General features: G+C 69.7%; 21 protein-coding genes. 6 read left to right on the top strand and 15 right to left on the bottom strand.

All coding sequences use genetic code 11. The annotated features are described in order from the left end of the window. Nucleotides 1-213: 213 nt before the first annotated feature. The gene (locus tag CIW48_RS32035; RefSeq protein WP_149314385.1) at nt 214-735 is read right to left on the bottom strand and encodes a DUF2244 domain-containing protein; all 522 of its coding nucleotides are present in this window, start codon (nt 733-735) and stop codon (nt 214-216) included. Between the two features lie 20 nt (nt 736-755). On the opposite strand from CIW48_RS32035, the gene nth reads away from it, so the two are divergent. Both nth and purC read left to right on the top strand, forming a co-directional pair. After that, complete coding sequence (nth, locus tag CIW48_RS32030; protein ID WP_246695516.1) at nt 756-1583, top strand: endonuclease III; 828 nt, start codon at nt 756-758, stop codon at nt 1581-1583. Nucleotides 1584-1813: 230 nt separating this feature from the next. Beyond that, nucleotides 1814-2608, top strand: a complete 795-nt coding sequence (purC, locus tag CIW48_RS32025; RefSeq protein ID WP_091789573.1) for a phosphoribosylaminoimidazolesuccinocarboxamide synthase — start codon at nt 1814-1816, stop codon at nt 2606-2608. 5 nt (nt 2609-2613) lie between these two features. Here purC and CIW48_RS32020 read toward each other — a convergent pair whose 3' ends face one another. From CIW48_RS32020 to CIW48_RS32005, 4 genes are all read right to left on the bottom strand, one after another. Next, nucleotides 2614-4239: a glycosyltransferase gene (locus CIW48_RS32020; protein WP_149314384.1), complete on the bottom strand. Its 1626-nt coding sequence runs from the start codon at nt 4237-4239 to the stop codon at nt 2614-2616. Then, complete coding sequence (locus tag CIW48_RS32015; RefSeq protein ID WP_149314383.1) at nt 4236-6146, bottom strand: glycosyltransferase; 1911 nt, start codon at nt 6144-6146, stop codon at nt 4236-4238. Before CIW48_RS32015 ends, CIW48_RS32020 begins: the two co-directional genes overlap by 4 nt. 127 nt (nt 6147-6273) lie before the next feature. Continuing rightward, entirely contained in the window at nt 6274-6948 is a 675-nt protein-coding gene (locus CIW48_RS32010; protein ID WP_149314382.1) for a hypothetical protein, read from the bottom strand. Between the two features lie 23 nt (nt 6949-6971). After that, the gene (locus CIW48_RS32005) at nt 6972-7517 is read right to left on the bottom strand and encodes an invasion associated locus B family protein (RefSeq protein ID WP_091789567.1); all 546 of its coding nucleotides are present in this window, start codon (nt 7515-7517) and stop codon (nt 6972-6974) included. A 186-nt stretch (nt 7518-7703) separates the two neighbouring features. On the opposite strand from CIW48_RS32005, the gene CIW48_RS32000 reads away from it, so the two are divergent. Continuing rightward, the gene (locus tag CIW48_RS32000) at nt 7704-8078 is read left to right on the top strand and encodes a hypothetical protein (protein ID WP_149314381.1); all 375 of its coding nucleotides are present in this window, start codon (nt 7704-7706) and stop codon (nt 8076-8078) included. A 30-nt stretch (nt 8079-8108) separates the two neighbouring features. On the opposite strand, the gene CIW48_RS31995 is transcribed toward CIW48_RS32000, so the two are convergent. The 3 genes from CIW48_RS31995 to CIW48_RS31985 form a co-directional block, all read right to left on the bottom strand. Continuing rightward, on the bottom strand, nt 8109-8843 hold the full coding sequence (locus CIW48_RS31995) for a SprT family zinc-dependent metalloprotease (protein ID WP_149314380.1): 735 nt from the start codon (nt 8841-8843) through the stop codon (nt 8109-8111). 63 nt (nt 8844-8906) lie between these two features. Beyond that, the gene (locus CIW48_RS31990) at nt 8907-9458 is read right to left on the bottom strand and encodes a prepilin peptidase (protein WP_173009472.1); all 552 of its coding nucleotides are present in this window, start codon (nt 9456-9458) and stop codon (nt 8907-8909) included. 148 nt (nt 9459-9606) lie between these two features. After that, nucleotides 9607-9771, bottom strand: a complete 165-nt coding sequence (locus CIW48_RS31985; RefSeq protein ID WP_091789554.1) for a Flp family type IVb pilin — start codon at nt 9769-9771, stop codon at nt 9607-9609. A 298-nt stretch (nt 9772-10069) separates the two neighbouring features. Between CIW48_RS31985 and CIW48_RS31980 the strand changes: the two genes are divergently transcribed. The 3 genes from CIW48_RS31980 (at nt 10070) to CIW48_RS31970 (ending at nt 12169) form a co-directional block, all read left to right on the top strand. After that, a complete protein-coding gene (locus tag CIW48_RS31980; protein ID WP_091789551.1) occupies nt 10070-10564 on the top strand; it encodes a pilus assembly protein N-terminal domain-containing protein in 495 nt (164 codons plus the stop codon). A gap of 112 nt (nt 10565-10676) precedes the next feature. Next, on the top strand, nt 10677-11324 hold the full coding sequence (locus CIW48_RS31975) for an RraA family protein (protein ID WP_149314378.1): 648 nt from the start codon (nt 10677-10679) through the stop codon (nt 11322-11324). A gap of 131 nt (nt 11325-11455) precedes the next feature. Then, nucleotides 11456-12169: a metallophosphoesterase family protein gene (locus CIW48_RS31970; protein WP_149314387.1), complete on the top strand. Its 714-nt coding sequence runs from the start codon at nt 11456-11458 to the stop codon at nt 12167-12169. Nucleotides 12170-12194: 25 nt separating this feature from the next. Here the strand turns inward: CIW48_RS31970 and CIW48_RS31965 are convergent, their stop codons facing one another. From CIW48_RS31965 to CIW48_RS31935, 7 genes are all read right to left on the bottom strand, one after another. Next, complete coding sequence (locus CIW48_RS31965) at nt 12195-12578, bottom strand: DUF423 domain-containing protein (protein ID WP_149314377.1); 384 nt, start codon at nt 12576-12578, stop codon at nt 12195-12197. After that, nucleotides 12575-13228: a ribosome biogenesis GTP-binding protein YihA/YsxC gene (yihA, locus tag CIW48_RS31960; RefSeq protein WP_091789539.1), complete on the bottom strand. Its 654-nt coding sequence runs from the start codon at nt 13226-13228 to the stop codon at nt 12575-12577. Before yihA ends, CIW48_RS31965 begins: the two co-directional genes overlap by 4 nt. A gap of 13 nt (nt 13229-13241) precedes the next feature. Beyond that, nucleotides 13242-15092, bottom strand: coding sequence for a membrane protein insertase YidC (gene yidC / locus CIW48_RS31955; protein WP_149314376.1), 1851 nt, complete (start codon nt 15090-15092; stop codon nt 13242-13244). Continuing rightward, entirely contained in the window at nt 15082-15687 is a 606-nt protein-coding gene (gene rnpA, locus CIW48_RS31950; protein WP_149314375.1) for a ribonuclease P protein component, read from the bottom strand. Before rnpA ends, yidC begins: the two co-directional genes overlap by 11 nt. 79 nt (nt 15688-15766) lie before the next feature. Then, complete coding sequence (rpmH, locus tag CIW48_RS31945; RefSeq protein WP_007558110.1) at nt 15767-15901, bottom strand: 50S ribosomal protein L34; 135 nt, start codon at nt 15899-15901, stop codon at nt 15767-15769. A 169-nt stretch (nt 15902-16070) separates the two neighbouring features. Continuing rightward, nucleotides 16071-16616 carry an adenine phosphoribosyltransferase gene (locus CIW48_RS31940; protein WP_149314374.1) on the bottom strand — a complete coding sequence of 182 codons (546 nt, stop codon included), beginning with the start codon at nt 16614-16616 and terminating at the stop codon, nt 16071-16073. Nucleotides 16617-16846: 230 nt separating this feature from the next. Further along, nucleotides 16847-17644 (bottom strand): inositol monophosphatase family protein, encoded by a 798-nt coding sequence (locus tag CIW48_RS31935; RefSeq protein ID WP_173009471.1) that lies wholly within the window; start codon nt 17642-17644, stop codon nt 16847-16849. Nucleotides 17645-17992: the final 348 nt, after the last annotated feature.

Here is a 17992-nt window from a genome sequence, read left to right as displayed (position 1 = left end):
ACCCGGCTACTTCGCCGGCCAGTCCCGCCGCTTGTCAGAAGATGGCTCAGCGCCCGGTCCACTTCCGCGGCCGGCGCCGATGAACCGGGGTATACGGCCGCCCATCCGGCCCGTCAACAGCCTCGTTCCAGGCACGTGCGCTTTTTTTCGCGGCGGCGTCCCGGCCGAGGCGCGCACAGCGCCCGTGCGGCGAAGACGACGTCGGAGGTCGCTTTAGTAACCCTTCTTGACCTGTGCGAGCGCCGCGCTGAGCCCCTGCGCGACGCGGGCCCGCTCGTCCGGCCCGGCATCCCGTGCCACGAGCGCCTGCTGCCGGCGCGAGACCAGGGTCAGGCGCTGAAGGCCGTACTCGTCATCCTCCACCGTCTCGAGCTTGGTCCAGAGCGGATTGAAGCGCCATTCGCGCCGCTCACCCCGGTGGCTGACCCGAGCGAGCAGGATCTCGATCTGCGAGATCATGACCTCCTCGAAGGACCGGCCCCGGCGGAAGCTCACCTTCAGCGCCACGTAGATCGCCATCATGTCGAGGCCGAAGAACCCCGCCACCGGCCAGAACCCCATGCGCCAGGCCCAGATCGAGACGGCGAGCGAGACCGCGCAGCAGCCGGTCATGACCACCCGGAAGCCGCGCCGGCTCAGGGATTGATGGGGCCGGATCGTCGCTGTGAAGACGGGCCGGTCGATCGTATCCGGATCGAGGCCGTAGGGGTGGACGGATGGATTGCCGCTCGCCATGCGATCCATATAACGCGCCGATGTCCGCCAGAAAGACTCCCCCTCCCGTGACGGTTCGCGCCGGTCGCGGTACCGCGGGCCGGGCGAAAGCCCCGCCCGCAGCCGCATCCAGGAAGGCGGATAAGAGCATCCCGATCAGCGCTGCCTCGGCTCGCCTCGGCGGCCCGATCAGGGCGGCGGTCTCCGCGCATGTGGAGACGGCCCCCGAGGCCGTCGATGCCGTGACCCTCGCCGAGATCTTCCGCCGCTTCCATGCGGCCGAGCCGGAGCCGAAGGGCGAGCTCCACTACGTCAACCCATTCACGCTCCTGGTTGCCGTCGTGCTCTCGGCGCAGGCGACAGATCGCGGGGTCAATCTCGCCACGGGTCCGCTCTTCGCGGTCGCCGACACCCCGCAGAAGATGCTGGAGCTCGGCGAGGAGCGCATCCGCGCCTTCGTGCGGACGATCGGGCTGTTCAACACCAAGGCCAAGAACGTCGTGGCGCTCTCGCGGATCCTCGTGGAGGAGCATGGCGGCACGGTCCCGGCGAGCCTGGAGGCCCTGCAGGTTCTGCCCGGCGTCGGCGCCAAGACCGCGAGCGTCGTGCTGAACATCGCCTTCGGGGTTCCGCGGATCGCCGTCGACACCCATATCTTCCGGGTCTCGAACCGAATCCCGCTCGTCCTCGGCACGAACACCGACAAGGTCCAGGCCGGACTCGAGGCGCGCGTGCCGGAACCCTATCGCCTGCACGCCCATCACTGGCTGATTCTGCACGGCCGCTACACCTGCAAGGCGCGCAAGCCCGAATGCCCGCGCTGCCTCATTGCCGACCTCTGCCGCTACCCGTCCAAGACGACGGCGTAACAGGCCGATTCCGGATGCCGGCGGGACCGCAAACCCCGTTCCGGCCACGTCCGGACCGGCCTCCGCAATCCCGCCCTGCGGGCTAACGCGTTGTGCTGGAAGCCCGCTTCCGCTAGTTTGGCGGCCGGTCGCCGGGGCCCTCGGGCAGAGGCCGTCCGGCGGCCCGACCTCGCGTCCGGTCGCCGCGCCGCGGATTCCTCCCAATCGTCGCGCATTAGGAGCCTCGGCCCATGGACTTCCTCAAACCACGGTACACGCCTATGAACCGCCGCCGTCGCATCTACGAGGGCAAGGCGAAGGTCCTCTACGAGGGGCCGGAGCCCGGCACGCTCATCCAGCACTTCAAGGATGACGCGACGGCCTTCAACGCGAAGAAGCACGAGGTCATCGACGGCAAGGGCGTGCTGAACAACCGGATCTCCGAGTTCGTCTTCCAGCACCTCAACGATATCGGCGTGCCGACACATTTCATTCGCCGGCTGAACATGCGCGAGCAGCTGATCCGCGAAGTCGAGATCATCCCCCTAGAGGTGGTGGTGCGCAACGTCGCGGCCGGCTCGCTGGCGACGCGGCTGGGCCTGGAGGAAGGCACCCAGCTGCCGCGCTCGATCATCGAGTTCTATTACAAGAACGACGCGCTCAACGACCCGATGGTCTCCGAGGAGCATATCACGGCCTTCGGCTGGGCGACGCCTCAGGAGATCGACGACATCATGGCGCTGGCGATCCGCGTCAACGACTTCCTGTCGGGCCTCTTCCTCGGCGTCGGCATCCGGCTCGTCGACTTCAAGATCGAGACCGGCCGCCTCTGGGAAGGCGACATGATGCGCATTGTGGTGGCCGACGAGATCTCCCCGGATTCGTGCCGGCTTTGGGACATCAAATCCTCGGACAAGCTCGACAAGGACCGGTTCCGCAAGGATCTCGGCGGCCTGATCGAGGCCTACACCGAGGTCGCCAAGCGGCTCGGCATCATGTCGGAGAACGAGAAGGTCCAGGGCAGCGGCCCGCGCCTCGTCCAGTAGGACCGTCAGGCGGGCGGGCGGCGCAGAGGCGCCGGCCCCGCCTCCGGAAAGCCCGGCCGCAGCCGGGCATGGGTCGACAAGTCCGGGTCGAAACCCGGGTGATAATGGGGGTCCTGCACCAGCAGCGGCCCCCATCGCTTTTTTAGCGCCGCGATCTCGCGCGCGTGGCGGGCGCGGGCCTCCGGGGTCCAGCGGCGGCTCGCCGCCTCGCGATGGTGCAGCACCGCCCCGGGAACCAGCAGCGTCCGGTAGCCGGCCGCGTTGAGGCGCAGGCAGAGATCGACGTCGTTGAAGTCGACGGCGAAGACCGCGTCGTCGAAGCCGCCGACCGCCCGGAACTTGTCCGCCTCGACGGCCAGGCAGGCGGCGGTGACCGCCGACACCGTGTGGGTGACGCGTAACGCCGCAAGGTAACCGGGGGCGTCGCCCGGGAAATGGCGATGCCCGTGGGTGACGAGGCCGCCGGTTCCGAGCACGATCCCGCCGTGCTGGATCCGGCCCTCGCCGTCGAGGAGCTTGGCGCCCACGGCCCCCACATCCGGGCGGAGGGCTTCCCGGGCCATGCGGGACAGCCAGTCGGGCTGGAAAGCCTCGACGTCGTTGTTGATGAAGACCAGGAGCCGCCCGCGGGCGCGAGCCGCCGCAGCGTTGTTCATGGCGGCGAAGTTGAACGGCCCGGGACAGGGCACGACGTGCCCCCTCCCCTCCCCCTCAAGCGCGCGCAGATAGGCGAGCGTCTCCGGCTCGCGGCTGTCGTTGTCGCAGACCAGGATCTCGGTCGATGGCCAGTCAGTGCAGTGCCGCAGGCTCTCGAGACAGGGGCGCAGGAGATCCAGGCGATCGCGGGTCGGCACGATCAGGCTGGCCAGGGGCCGGATCTCGGGAAGGGGATGCTCGACCTGCACGAGTCTGTCGGGCCCCACGGCGACCAAAGCGGTCGACCGCCCCGTTCGGTCGAGGTGACCACGCACGACCGCGTCATGGGGCGGGCGCGCGCGCCCGCCTGCCGGTGGTGCCGCCGAAGGTCCAGCGCGCCGCACCGACAGAATCTCCGGGACATGGCCGACGGCGCCGGGCCCGAAGCGCTCGGCGATCCGGAAGGCGGCGTCGGCCGGGCTTCCGGGCTCGGCGGCCGGGTCGAGGGCGCCGCGCCGGCAGGCCAGAACGGGCCCGAGATAGTCGAACGCCGCGAGCCGGTCGGCATCGAAGGCCGGAGGAAGAAACGGCAGCACCGCACCGCCGGGCCGCTCCTGCACGAGGGCATCGCCATACAGGGCCTGGAGGTCGGGCTCGGCGGCGAAGACGGCAGCGATCCGCTCGGCTGCGCCGTGCACGAGGATGCCGTCGCCGATCAGACGGACCGCGTCGGCCTCACCGGGCGATGCCGACGGGAAGCGGTCGAGAATCACGGGCGGCAGGCCGAGCCGGTGGTCGATGCCGGTCAGGGCCGCGAGCGCTTGCCGGGCACGCAGCCGCTTCCCCATGAGCCCGGCCCGCATGATCGCGGCGGCAGCCCGGGGATGGGCCAGGATATGGCGCAGCATGCCGACAAGCCCGCGCCAGGAGCGGCGCGAGGATCCGAGATACGGCACACCGTCGTGGCCCGATGCGCGGCCCGACGGCGGCGTCATTCCAGATCCTCGCCGAAGGTCGTGAGCGACAGGGCCGGATGGTAGAACGGATCGTGCCGGATCACCGCGCGCCAGCGCTCGGAGAAGCGGGCCGCCTCCTGCTCGAACCGGGCGCGCTTGGCGCCGACCGATGGGCCGCGGCTGACGGATTCGAGGTGGGCCAGGGTCGCTGCCGGGGTCCAGACCGTCTTCCAGCCGGCGGCGCCAAGGCGCAGGCAGAAATCCACGTCGTTGAAATCGACCGGGAAGGCCTCGGCGTCGAAGCCCCCCACCGCCAGGTATTTCTCCCGCGCGACGGCGAGGCAGGCGGCGGTCACCGCCGAGACCTCGTGCGCCACGCGCAGACGGCCGAGATGGCCCGGCGTATCACCGGGACGGCGGCGCAGGATGTGCCCCGCCCGGCCGCCGAGACCCACGACGACTCCGACATGCTGCAGGGTGCCGTCGCCATAGAGGAGCTTCGCCCCGACGGCACCGACATTCGGCCGGCAGGCCTGCCGGACCATGGCTTCGAGCCAGCCGGGCTCCAGCACGGCGACATCATTGTTGAGCAGCACCACGACCGCGCCCGACGCCACGGCTACGCCGGCATTGACCATCGCGGCGAAATTGAAGGGTTGCGGATCCATGAGGATCCGCACGCGCGCATCGCCGCGCAGCGTCGCGTAATGCTCGAGCACCGCGGGATCGGTGGATCCGTTGTCGACGATGATCAACTCGATCGACGGGTAGGCCGTCTCGTGAAGCACCCCGCGGCAGACGCGGGTGATCAGGTCGAGGCGGTCGCGCGACGGGATCACGACGCTCACCAGCGGCGCCGGATCCGCAAGAGGCCACTCCACTCGAACGGCGCCGCCGTGGATTTCGGCGCGGAGCGCCAGAGCTTCCAGGGACCGGGCGGTGTCTAGGGAAGCGGCACGTGTGGGGGGGTCGAGGCCATCGCCGACGGTGCGGGCGAGGATCCGCGGGACATGGGCCACCCGCGCAGCGCTGGTCACCGCGGCGACCACCACGGCCGAGGCGATTTCGGCCAGCGGGCCGGCGGGGCGCGCAAAAGACGTGGAAAGCCATGTCCCCGACAGAAGCAGCGGAAACCCCGGATACCCGGTCGCCAAGGCGAAGTCCGGGCTCCAATCCGGCTTCAGCTGCGGGCGACGGTCGGGGCCGATCGCGTCGCCGTAGGCGATGTCGGATTCCGACAGCGCCTGACCCAGGAGCGCCAGAGCCTCGGGCTCCGGAACGTCGCCGGGACGCAGCAGGCACAGGGCATCGGCCGCGCCGAGATCATCCGCAAGACAGGCAGCCTCGTCCCAGGCACGGTGCGACATCTGTCCAGCGCCCGACACGGGCGCCGCGCCCGCCCAGGCGACGCAGACCGACTCGGGGCGCAGGGTCTGTGCGGCCAGCGCGTCGCGCGTGGCCGAGAGCGCCGCCACCTCGCCGGGTCGCGCGAGCAGAACACAGCGGATTCGCAGGGCAGAGGGTGCGATGCGGATAGGTCTGGTCCGGGTGGCAGCCCAGGACGGGAACCGGCTCATCGGCGTCACCGCGCAGGCACCCCGCAGGATGTCGCGGTAGCGCCGTTCCGAGCCGCGGGCGCGCTCGTAGAGCGCGGCGACGCAGCGCCAGGGCCGGCGGAGGAGGCACTGCGCGAGCACCCCGGTCTCGCGCCGCGCGCCGACCCGCTCCAAGGTGAAATCGGCACCGGTTGAGAGGCGGATCTCCCGCGCGTCCGGTGGGATCAGCCCGAGCCAGTGGGCAAGCCCCTGCGCGGCGCCGGGCAGGACGAAGTCTTGAACGGCATCGTCCGCGCCACGCAGGACGCGGAGGATCGGGCGCTGGGGCGGTGCCGTGGGATCGCCGCTATAGCTCAGCACGATCCAGCCGACAGGGTGATCGGGGAGCACGAGCCGGCGATCGAATTCGGAATCGGCCGCCGGTTCGAGGCGGAACCGCGTCTCCCGACCGAGCCAGAACGCGCCGCGGCCGGGTTTGGCGGTCAGTCGGGTCGGATCGCCGAGGCGCGCCGCGGCGTCACTGGGCAGCGTCGCCTCCGCCTGCGGGTGCCGCGGCGACTGCCGGTTTACGGCGGCGCGGTTTCGCGACGGGCTTCCCGCCGGCCCCCTTGCCGGCGCCGACACCCACCGCGATGTCGTAATCGGCCGTCATCGCGGCCGGGACCTGAAGCTCGTCGGCCACGATCGTGGCGAAGCCCTGCGCCTCACCCGGACCGACGACCACGCTGGCGCGCTCGACCCGGCTCGAAACGACCTTGCCGTTGTAGCGGATCTGGAACGTCACCGGCACATCGAACCGGCCCGGCGCCCCCGCCGGGCCGAGCAAGACGTTGACTTCGGCGCCCGCCTTGACGGTGATCGAGCCATCCTGACGTCGCGTGCATTCGCGGGCGAGACGACCGAGGGAGAACTGGGTGCGCACCGTATCGCCCGCGAGGGTGCGCGAGGCGGCGGCGCCCTCGGCGACCTCGACCGGCGGGCAATAGGGCGGCTCGAGGGTCTCGGGTTGCGACGGCGGTACCGTCGTGCCGCCGTACTTGAACAGGTTCGAGAAGATGTTGCCCTCCTCGGCCCGACACGGCGCCGCGGCGGCCAGGGACAGGAGGAGCACGATCCCGCCCAGCCGGAGCACGGCCGGCAACCGGCCGGCGTCCGGGGAGGGTGTCAGAATCCTGTCCCGATATCCGATCATCACACGGCTCCCGAGCGGCACCGTCATTTCAGGCTGTCGAACCCGGCCGCGAAGCCCTTCATCGACAGCGGGATGCCGACGCCTTCCTCCGGCGTCTGGAACACGATGAAGGTAGCCTGCGTGCCGCTCTTGAACTGGCGGATCAGGCCGTCGTCCATCACGACCTCGGCCACGCACCCGGTGGTGAGGCAGCGGACGAAGCCCGCGCGGCCGATATCGGTCTGGTCGATCTTGAGGCCGAGGCCGGAGGGCAGGAGGACGCCCAGCGGCGCCACCACCCGCAGAAGGTAACCGCGATTGTCGGCCGTCTTCAGGACGATCACGACGAGCGTCAGGTTCGGGCGGTCCTCGGCGGCGAGATACTGGACGAGGGCGCATTGCTCGGCCTTCGCGCCGGCCGGCGTCTCGCAGCGCAGCTGCCAATCGTCGAAGGTCTTGCGCACCATGCCCTGAGCTGCGGCCGGCCCGGCGGGCGCGAGGGCCGCCGCCGCGAGGGCGAGGCATACCGGCAGCGCGGCGCGCCGGACGGCACGCCGGAAACGAACGAGCCTCGCGTGAAGCGGCACCACCGATCCCTTCGGAACGCTCCGGCCGAGGATCGGCGGGAGCCGTACAATCGGGCGTGTTCCGACCATGGCCGGGCCTGCGCTGTCAAGCGATGCGGGCGCGGTGTTGCCCGTCGGCGCTACCCGCGCGGGTGTCATAGGCTTAGATAGAGTCCCAACACTCCTCCAGCGCCGGATCCTGATGCCGTGATGCGCCCGCTCACTCTCTCGGCCGCCTGCTTGATGGCCACCCTCGGGCAGGCCGGGGCCCAGTCCCTGCCGGTCGGAGAGACCACCTATATCGAGCGCTCGCTCAACCACACCGACACGCTGGTGGTCGAGCATCCGCCCGTGGCGGTGAACCCCTACGGCCGGCGCAACGGGCAGGCGGCGATCGCCGGCTATTGCCGGGATGGCGGCCTGGTCCGGCGGCGTGACGCGTTCGGCAATCCCGTGATCATCCGCCAGCGGGAGATCTGCGACAGCGTCGCACCGCGCACCCTCAATCCCGGCGAGGTCGATCCCCGACCGAGCTGGCCGGCGGACGCCGTGGCGCGCCAGCGGGTGCTCCGCGCCAAGGGCTGACGCGGGACCGACCCTTCCTAGTCCCACGGCTCAGCCGTAGCGATGCAGGCCCGTGCCGTGACGCTTGAGCCAGGCTTCGGCGGCGTCTGTGTTCGGGCAGAGCCCGTGAACGAGCGACCAGAAGCGGGGAGAGTGGTTCATCTCGCGCAGATGGGCCATCTCGTGCGCGACCAGATAATCGAGCACCATCGGCGGTGCGAGGATCAGGCGCCACGAGAAGTTCAGCTCGCCGCGGGACGTGCAGGATCCCCACCGGCTGCGGGTGTCGCGCAGCGTGACGCGGACCGGCCGCTGCCCGAGCGGCGTCGCGTAACGCTCGATCGCCTCGGCGAGGTCGCGCTTCGCCTCCCGGGCCAGGAAGTCGCGGACCCGGCGCGACACATGGGCTGCGTCGCAGGAGACCGAGATCACCGGCTCACCGTCCAGGCACTCGACACGGACCGGACCGCTGCGTGTGTCGCGTTGGCTGATACGGTGGGCCTCGCCGCGGAACGGAAGGCTGGCCCCGGGCGCGAATTCCACCCGGGCGGGTACACGGGCCAGGCGCGCCGCGATCCAGCCGGCATGGCTGGCCGCGAAACGCTGGGCGGTGTTGATCGCGGTGCGGCTCGGCAGGGTGATCACCGCCTCGCCTGTGGCGGCCGAGACGCGCAGGGTGATGCGGCGCGCGGTCGGCCGCCGACGGAGGGCGATCCGGAGGCTGGCCCCCTCGTGCTGAACCTCAAGATGATCGGGATCGGGGCGACGCAGCAGCGCGAGGGGCATTCGCGACTTTTAGCTGGGCCGGGCTCGAGGCTCCAGATCCCAACCCTCTGAATCACGGCAGACTCAGCCGGCGAGGGCCAGGGTCCAGACGTCGGTCTCGGGCAGGACGAGGAGAGCGGCACCCGCCAGCGCGATCCCGTACGGGATCCCGGTCTTGGCGTCGTGCAGATGCAGGGCGAACGGCATACGCGCGATCCGGACGGGGAGCGGGTGCGTCCGCGCGAACAGGATCCCCAGCGTCAGGGCACCGCCGAACAGGGAGGCCACGAGCAGGTAGTCGCCGAGGCCGTCGAAACCTAGCCACAGCGCCGTGGCGGCCGCGAGCTTCGCATCGCCGCCGCCGATGACGCCGAAGGCAAACAGCGTGAAGGTGACGAGGAGAACGACCGCTCCGGCACCGCAATGGAAGCCGATCTCGGCCCAGCTCATCGGGCCCGTCAGGGCCAGGAGCGCGAACCCTGCCACGAGACCGAGGGAGATCCGGTTCGGGATCAACATGGTCAGCAGGTCGCTGGCGGCCGCGTAAGCCATCAGAAAGGGAAACAGGATCAGCAGGCCGAATCCTGCAGGCCCCAGACCCGTCAGGCCCAGGCTTGCCGTCGCTGAACCGACCATCTCGGCGCCCATCTCGTCGAAGCCTGTCGCGTCACGGGGAACTGATCCGCCGACGACGATCCCGGCCGGCCGAGACCGCCCCGCCTCTCTCCAAGTGTCGGGGAGAGCCGGAGTGTCTCGAACCTGCCGCAGATCAGACTCGTCCTGATCAGTTCAGGTTGCCGGAGATCTGGCTGAACTTGCTGGTCAGGTTGCTGCCGACGGTCTTCAGCGCGGTGATGATGGCCACGGCAATCAGGGCCGCGATCATCCCGTACTCGATCGCGGTGGCACCCGACTCGTCCGAGGCGAAGCGCGTGAACAGGGTCTTCATGGATGGTGATCCTTCGATCAACATAGAGCGAGAGAAAACTAACGCGATGACCGATGAAGAATTTTCAGCTCTCGATCGGCGGCCTACACAGACTGCCGATTACGCCTTGAAAATCGGTTAAATCGATCCTGCACTGGCCTATAATGCCGTCTCGTTGCGAGCTTGGTGAAAGTTTAGTTTCTTCGATACGGCACAGGACGGCGATAAGGTCTTGCTTAGCGCTTCCTTCACCGGTTGTGCGATAGCTTCGGGCTTCGGGTCGGATCTCGTGCACCACCCGCCGTCTTGAGGAAATCCGATGCGCCGCATCCTGTCGATCGCGGGCCGAGCCGGCTTCGTCGTCCTGCTGACGGGCGCCGCCGCGGCGGCCGGGCAACCCGAAATCCTGCCCGTCGTGACCATTCTCGTGGACAATGCCAAGGTTCTCCGCCTTCCGGAGAAAACATCGACCATCATCGTGGGAAATCCGATCATCGCCGAAGTGACGCCGCAGAAGAACGGCGTCCTCGTGCTCACCGGCAAGAGCTTCGGCTCGACCAATCTGATCGCCCTCGACAGTGGCGGCGCCATGATCGCCGAGACGACCATCCGGGTCGAGGCGTCTCGGGACTCGACCATTACGGTGCAACGCGGTCTCGACCGGGAATCCCTCTCCTGCACGCCGAGCTGCCAGCCTTCGGTGCAGCTCGGCGATTCCGCGACCTATTTCGGCACGACCAGCGGACAGGCCGATACCCGTCGCAAGCTCGCCACCGGCGGCGGTGCGGGAACGGTTCCGGCCGCCGAGCACTGACGGAGCTCGAATCCTGCCGCGACATCGGGCACGGCCTCGGGCAGGATCCGGCGGCCCCGCCGATTCGCCGCGACGGCGCGGGGGCGACGACAGCAGGGAGACGTCGCAGCCGATGTCCGCCATCACGCGCAACCCGCCGCCCCCCTCCGTCGATCCGGACGTGCTGGCTGCCTTCCGAGACGTCGCGACGGCCACGATCAGCGATTGCTTGGGACGGATGCCGGTCCTGATCGGACTGCGCCCGTTCCATCGGGGCGGGCCGCTTCTCGGCACGGCCGTCACGGTCCGGGTCCGGGCCGGCGACAACCTGGCCGTCCATCAGGCCCTGGAGGAGGTCCGACCCGGCGACGTGATCGTCGTCGATGGGGGCGGCGACACGAGCCGGGCTCTCGTCGGCGACATCATGAAGGCCATCGCCGAGAGCCGGGGTGCGGCCGGTTTCGTGATCGACGGCGCCGTGCGCGACACCGCGGCCTTCGCGGCCTCGGACTTCCCCTGCTATGCCCGCGCCGCGACTCCGCGCGGCCCGTTCAAGACCGGGCCTGGCGCGATCAACGTTCCGGTCTGCGTGGGCGGCTGGACGGTGGACCCGGGCGACCTGGTGGTCGGCGACGCTGACGGCGTCGTGACCGTCCCGCCCGGTGATGCGGCGGATCTGCTCGAAGCCGTGCGGGCGCAGGCGGTCCGTGAAGAGGAGGTTCTCGCCCAGATCCGGGCCGGCCGCTACGACGGCCGCTACGCCCGGGTGGCGAAGGACTGACCGCCCGGGCGGACTCGGGCAGGGCTGCCACGGAACATCGGCATCGCGAGGGTGGGGCTGCGGGGCCGCAGGGAGCCGCCGCCCGTCCAGTCGGCCTTGCGGAGACCGGTCGCTCGGTGGACGATGGCGACATGGATTCCGGCCCCCTCACCTATGCCATCGGCGACGTCCACGGCTGCGCCGCCCTCCTCGACGCGCTGCTGGAGCGGATCGCCGACCATGCCGGTGACCGGGCCTACCGCCTCGTCTTTCTCGGAGATTACATCGACCGGGGACCGGACAGCGCCGCGGTACTGCGCACCGTCAGCCGCCTGAACTGGGCCGAGCCCGAGCGCGTCGTCTGCCTGATGGGCAATCACGAGCGGATGCTGCTCGACGCGCTCCAGACCCGCAGCGCCGCAGCGCACTGGATGTACAATGGCGGCGAGGCGACGCTCGACTCCTTCGGCGCACGGGATCCCGCCGGCCTACCGCGGGACACCCTCGACTGGATCGAGGCCCTGCCGACGCTGCATGGTGACGGCGCCCGGTGGTACGTGCATGCCGGCCTGCGGCCGGGCTCCGAGGCGCGCGAGTCAGATGCGCATGACCGCCTGTGGATCCGCGAGCCGTTCCTCGAGGGCGACCACGATTTCGGGCGGCACGTGGTCCACGGACACACGCCGCAGCGCAGCGGACGCCCGGAGGTGCGCCGGTACCGTACCAATCTCGACACGGCGGCCGTCTACGGCGGCGCGCTCACCGCCGGCATCTTCTCGGAGGCGCAGGGGCCGGCTCTGGAGTTCCTGCAGGTCCGGGCCGGGTCAGGCGCAACGCTCGCAGAGAACGGCGTGATGCAGGGATGATGGGGGCCTTCCGGCCGAGCCCGGGTCAGGCGCCGCGTCGCGCTGGTATCACCGCGCACAGGATCCCGGCGAGCCACCCGGCCATCAGGGCGAAGCCGCCCGTCGGCGCGGCCATCGGGAAGAGCGGATGCTGGAGCCACGCGCGCACCGAGAGGTCGCCGCAGAACAGGATCAGCCCGAGGACCAGCAACCCCGCCGCGATCCGGGCAACACCGGCCCGGACCAGGCCGGCGGCGCTCAAGCCGATGAGCGCCAGAATGGCGGGGGCGTGGAACAGCAGGAACTGCGCTGACGTTTTCAGCGAATCAGCCCCGGGAATATGCGCGGCGGCGGCGCTCAGCGCGACGCCGAGCAGTCCGGCGAGGCAGGCGAGCGCCGCGAGGGCGCGGTCGACGCCCGAGACCCTCACGCGCCGCGTTCCACCAGCAGCTTCGCGATCGCCGCCCGCAGCTCCGGCACGCCGGCATCGTCCCGGCTCGAGGTGAGGATCACCTGCGGATAGGCGGCGGGACGCTTGGCAAGCCCCGCCTCGATCCCGGCGATCCGGCTCGCGACCTCGCCCTTCTTGAGGGAATCGCCCTTGGTCAGCACGACCTGATAGCTCACAGCGGCCTTGTCGAGACCGTCGAGCACGTCGGTGTCGATCGACTTGAAGCCGTGCCGGGCGTCGATGAGCATGAACACCCGGGCGAGGCTGGCGCGCCCCTTGAGGTAGGAATGGATCAGCCGGGTCCAGGCCTCGACCTTGGCCTTCTCGACGGCCGCATAGCCGTAGCCGGGCATGTCGACGAGCGACAGGCGTTCGCCGATCCGGAAGAAGTTGAGCTGCTGCGTCCGCCCGGGCGTGTGCGAGGTCCGCGCCAGGGTGTTGCGCCCGGTGAGCGCGTTGATCAGGCTCGACTTGCCGACATTCGACCGGCCCGCGAAGGCGATCTCGACGCCGTCCATGGGCGGCAGGCGGTCGAGGGTCTGGGCAGCCGCGTAGAAATCGGCGGCGCCGGCAAAGAGCAGGCGGCCGGCCTCCAGGAGGTCGGCCGCGTCGTCGTTGGTCTCAGTCACGGCAAACCGCCTGTCAGCTCTTGGTAGCGGCCGTCTTGGTGCCGTTGCCGCGCCGGAACGTCGATCGCAGGTTGTCCCACAACTCCACCTTCACGCCGTTCCGCCGCATGATGACGTATTGCTGGATCACCGACAGCGTGTTGTTCCAGGCCCAGTAGATCACCAGGCCGGCGGGGAACGAGCCCAGCATGAAGGTGAACACGATTGGCATGAAGGTGAAGATCTGCGCCTGGACCGGGTCCGGCGGCGCGGGGTTCATCTTCATCTGCACGAACATGGTCACGCCCATGATCAGCGGCCAGACGCCCAGATGGACGAAGTCGGGCGCCGGGAAGGGCAGCAGGCCGAACAGGTTCACGATGCTCGTCGGATCCGGCGCCGCGAGGTCGTGGATCCAGCCGAAGAACGGCGCGTGGCGCATCTCGATGGTGATGAACAGGACCTTGTAGAGCGCGAAGAAGACCGGGATCTGGATCAGCACCGGCCAGCAGCCGGCGACCGGATTGATCTTCTCCTTCTTGTACAGCTCCATCGTGGCCTGCTGCGCCTTCAGGCGGTCGTCCTTGTAGCGCTCGCGGATGGCGGCCATCTCGGGCTGCACGGCCTTCATCTTGGCCATGGACACGTAGGACCTATTCGCGATCGGCAGGAACAGCAGCTTCAGGCAGAAGGTCACCACCAGGATCGAGACGCCGAAATTACCGAGCAGATGGTAGAAGAAGTCCAGCGCCCGGAACATCGGCTTGGTGATGAAGAAGAACCAGCCCCAGTCGATCATCAGATCGAAGTGCTTGATGCCGAGGTCCTTCTCGTAATTGTTGATGACGTTGACTTCCTTGGCGCCCGCAAACAGCCGCTGCGTCGCAGTGGCCGAGGCGCCCGCCGCCAGGTTCACGGCGTCGCCGCGTACGCTCGCCTGATAGACGTTGGTGGTGCCGTCGGTGCGGTCGGTGAAGGCGCCGGTATAGGGCGCCTCCTGATCGGGGATCGCGGCGGCCGCCCAGTATTTGTCGGTGATGCCGACGAAGCCGCCGGTCACGCCGGTCCAGGCATGGCCCTTGGTGTTGGCACCGCCATAGGCGCCCTCCTTGGCGAGCTTGTCGTAGGTGAATTCCTGCAGGCCGTCGTTGCCGAGATAGCCGATCATGCCCTCGTGCAGGACGTAATAGCCCTGGGTGTGCGGTTTACCCCAACGGGAGACGAGGCTGTACGGGTAGAGCGTCACCGCGCCCGAGCCCTTGTTCTCGACCTCCTCGCGGACCGTGAACATGTACTTGTCGTCGACGGCGACGATCCGTTTGAAGACGAGGCCGGCGCCGTTGTCCCAGGTCAGGGTCACGGGCATGCCGGGGGAGAGCGTCTTGCCGTCGCTGGTCCAGAGCGTGTCGTTCGTGGGCAGCGGCCCGGCATTGGCGCCGACCCAGCCGAACTCGGCGTAATAGGGCGTCTCGCTGCCGGCCGGCGAGAACAGCACGATCTCGGGGCTCTTGGGATCGACGGTCTCGTGGTAGTTCTTCAGCGAGACGTCGTCGATGCGGCCGCCCTTCAGGGCAATCGAGCCCGAGAGCGCCGGGGTCTCGATGCGGATCCGCGGCGAGCGGGCGAGCGCCGCCTCGCGGGAGATTGGACCACCCTGCGCGGTCGGCAGCGTGCCGGGCACGGGCGCCGCCGGGCCGCCCTCCTTCGGCGACGGCGAGGGCACGCCGTCCGGGGTCACGCCCGGGGGCTGCTGGGCGGCCTTGTTCTGCGCCTCGATCAGCCGCTGCTGCTCCATGCGCGGGCCGGCCACGAAGTACTGCCACCCGAGCAGAACCAGCAGCGACAGGCCGATGGCCACGAACATGTTCGTCTTGTCATTGCCCATCAGGGACACCGCCGCACGCGTTCGGAGTGGCATCAGGACCGGCACCGGCCCCGCGGGGCCTGTTTGCGCCGGTGATTCGGTGATCTCTGTCGCACCCCTGCGACGGGCCGATGTCGGCGCCGCCGGAGGGCGCGGGCTGCGCGGAGGCTACGCCCGCATCGTGCTGGAGAGATGAGGTTGGCGCTGCGGTCTTGGACCGCCGGCCGCCGGGTCGAGCGGATGGCCTGTCACCGCGCGGCGCTGCGGGACGGGTGACCGCCGGGATCGCGCGCCGCAGATCCTCGGCCAGTGCCTCGAAGGAGGCGTCCAGCGCCGGGCGCCGGGCAATCAGCACGATGTCGGCCGGGAGGCTGGCGAGTTCGCCCGGCAGATCGGACGCGACCAGCCCGATGGCCGCACGGAGACGGCGCCGGATCCGGTTGCGCTCCGTCGCGTGGCCGACGCGCTTCGTGATGGTGAACCCGAGACGGAGGCCGGGGCAGTCCTCCGGGTTGCGGAGACGCCCCTGCGCGGTCATGCGCTCGGTGTGAAAGCGACGCCCCTCGGCCGCAGCCAGGAAGTCGGGTCGTTTCTTGAGCCGCTCGATCGTCGCCATCGATGGTTCGATCCCGGCCGATACCACTTGCCTCGCGGCGCGGATGCCCGAAGGCGTCCGCGCCCGAGAGGATCCGGCCTCAGGCCGACAGGCGCTTGCGGCCGTGGGCGCGACGGCGCGCGATCACCTTGCGGCCGCCGGCGGTGGCCATGCGCGCACGGAAACCGTGGCGGCGCTTACGGACGAGCTTGCTCGGCTGGTAGGTTCTCTTCATGGCTCAGAGCCTTCAAAGGTCGAGGCGCGCTCGCGGGCGGCTGATGCCGCACCCGACCTTCACGCGTCCTTGGTTGTCTGCAAACACGAAGGGCGCCCATGCGGGGCGCCACGTCGCGAGTGGCGGGCTTATGGCGGATGGGTCCCGCGAAGTCAACGTTTCGACGGTCTCAATGACCCTCGAACTGCATCAGGGTGCGCACCTCGACGCCCATGTCGCGCAGGCGCTGCGCGCCGCCGATCTCGGGGAGGTCGATGACGAAGCAGGCGGCCACGATCTCGGCGCCGATCTTCTGCAGCAGGTTCACGGCTGCGATCGCGGTGCCGCCGGTGGCGATCAGGTCGTCGACCAGCAGCACCTTGTCGCCCGGCCTGACCGCGTCGACGTGGATCTCGATCTCGTCGGTCCCGTATTCGAGGGCATAGGCCATCGACACGGTCTTGTGGGGCAGCTTGCCCTTCTTGCGGATCGGCACGAAGCCGCAGGAGAGCTGGTGGGCGATGGCCCCGCCCAGGATGAAGCCCCGGGCCTCGATGCCGGCCACCTGGTGGACCTGCCCGCCGGCATAGGGATGGACCAGCGCATCCACCGCCCGCCGGAAGGCGCGGGGATCGCTGAGCAGCGTGGTGATGTCGCGGAAGACGATCCCGGGCTTCGGGTAGTCGGGAATCGAGCGGATCGATTCCTTCAGCGCGACGTGGCGGCGGGCTTCCATGCGTTCGGCCTTCCGTGGAGAACCGCGGGCTTAAAGCAGAAGGTTGCGGCCCTGACCAGTTTCCGGCGGGATGCCGATCGGCTCAGGCCGCTTGCATCCAGCGCCGGAGGCGCCGTCGTTCCGGAGCGCAGCAGCCGAGCCTGGAGACCAGAAACACCGTCGGTGCCGGATCGCCTGCTTCAGCGGCTCTGGATCCGGGCCCCGCTGCGCGGCCCCGGGCGGACGGGCAATTAGGCCGCCTGAACCTTCTTGAGGATGGCGACGAGCTCCCGGTGCAGCCCCTCGTTGCCGCAGGCAACCGAGCGGGGCGCCAGCGGCTCGGCCGCACCGTCCGCCGAGGTCACGAAGCCGCCGGACTCGCGCACCAGGATCACGCCGGCGGCGAAATCGTAGGTCTGGAGGTCACGCTCCCAATAGGCGTCGAGGCGCCCGCAGGCGACATAGGCCATGTCGAGGGCCGCCGAGCCCATCCGGCGGGTGCCGCCGGCCACCGCCATGACGGCGCCGAGTTCGCGCAGGAGGCGCGGATGGCTGCCGCGGCCGAGATAGGGCGTGCCGTAGCCCACCAGCGCATCCGCCATGTCCTGACGGCCGGAGACGCGCAGGCGCCGATTGTTGAGGTAGGCGCCCTTGCCACGTTCGGCGACGAACAGTTCGTCCTTGATCGGATCGAAGATCACCCCGGCGACGATCTGGCCCTCGCGCTCGAGCCCCACCGAGACCGCGAAATGCGGCACGCCGTGCAGGAAGTTCGAGGTGCCGTCGAGGGGATCGATGTGCCAGGTGTGGCTCTTGTCGGTCCCCTCGATGATCCCGTTCTCCTCCTGCACGAGGCTGTAGCCCGGACGCGCCTTCATCAGGGCGTCGCGCAGCACCTCCTCGGCCTTGCGGTCGGCCGCGGACACGAAATCGCCCGGACCTTTGCGCGAGACCTGCAGGTTCTCGACCTCGCCGTAGTCGCGGCGCAGGCCGCGGGCCGCCTTGCGTACGGCATCGACCATCACGGTCATGAGGGGTGAGGAGATCATGGTGGGACTTTTCGCGGGGAAGGGTTGGCGCCGTCGTTACAGGGCGGCGCCGGAAAAGACGAGATGGGGACGGGACATGGGCGGGCTGCGGGCGGTATTGACCCGGACGTGACCCCGCGGCCGATCGCCGAGGCGCGGATCCCCCTCGCCCCTGTGGGACAGGTCTGCTCTCGCAGAGAGCCGGGTTGGGGCGTGCGGTTTCAGGACGGACCGGAACGCGCCGCCGCGGCATGCCCGATCCGATGCGTTCTCGTCCCTCGCCCCAACGTGGTTCCGCAGGGGAGAGGGGGCGTGTCGCGCTCTGTTGGCGGCGCCGGGACCGTGACGCGGCCTACTCGGCCGCCTCGA

Origin of the sequence: Methylobacterium sp. P1-11, from assembly GCF_008329595.1 — a bacterium.
Taxonomy (GTDB): domain Bacteria; phylum Pseudomonadota; class Alphaproteobacteria; order Rhizobiales; family Beijerinckiaceae; genus Methylobacterium.
The sequence above is the reverse complement of the archived record's forward strand: the minus strand, read 5'-3'. Positions and strand labels throughout refer to the sequence as shown.